This window comes from Rothia sp. HSID18069 (assembly GCF_003989155.1).
In the GTDB taxonomy this organism is placed as follows: domain Bacteria; phylum Actinomycetota; class Actinomycetes; order Actinomycetales; family Micrococcaceae; genus Rothia; species Rothia aeria.
On sequence record NZ_RBMG01000031.1, the window covers coordinates 1 to 552 of the forward strand.

At 55.3% G+C, this 552-nt stretch carries 2 protein-coding genes; both read left to right on the top strand.

Features of this window, described 5'->3' with window-relative positions:
- Positions 1-365: site-specific integrase (locus D8M41_RS11465; RefSeq protein WP_148110215.1), on the top strand; the 365-nt coding region annotated here is incomplete at its 5' end.
- Positions 366-376: 11 nt separating this feature from the next.
- Entirely contained in the window at positions 377-541 is a 165-nt protein-coding gene (locus D8M41_RS11615) for a hypothetical protein (protein WP_153269382.1), read from the top strand.
- Positions 542-552: the final 11 nt, after the last annotated feature.

Sequence of the window (552 nt, forward strand, 5' to 3'; positions counted from 1 at the left end):
ACGCCAGTGGGTGGCTTCACATTACCGGCAAGGGCGGCCACACCAGGGTCATCCCAGCCCACCGCGAGATCCGCCCCTATCTAGAATCAAAAAGCACAGGATATTTCTTCCCCGGCCGCTTCACCGGGCACCGCAGCAGCGACAACATCGCCAAGAAAATATCCCGCCTCCTCGGCCCTGGCCGCACCCCGCACCAGCTGCGGCATTGGTTCGCCACGACCGTTTACGCCCAATCCCATAATCTACGTGCCGTACAAGAACTCCTCGGCCACGCCGACATCTCCACCACACAGCGCTATATCGGCGTAATAGACGACGACCTCACCTCCGCCGTCAATACCCTCCCACACCTCATATCATATTGAACCCATATCATATGAATTCAATACGATATGACCCCACCAGAGGAAGGAAAAAATATCATGATCATCGCAACGTCTACGCGCAGGCACTTTCTGAAGGACTAAGCGTCGTCGAATCTGACAACTCCAAGGCAAAAGCTGAAATCCAGCTCCTTACCCAGGAAATCACCCGCCTATAACCCAACCACCG

What these genes read in the sequence shown, in the direction of transcription:
- D8M41_RS11615 (WP_153269382.1), top strand. Translation starts at nt 377, where the DNA reads ATGAATTCAATACGATATGACCCCACCAGAGGAAGGAAAAAATATCAT.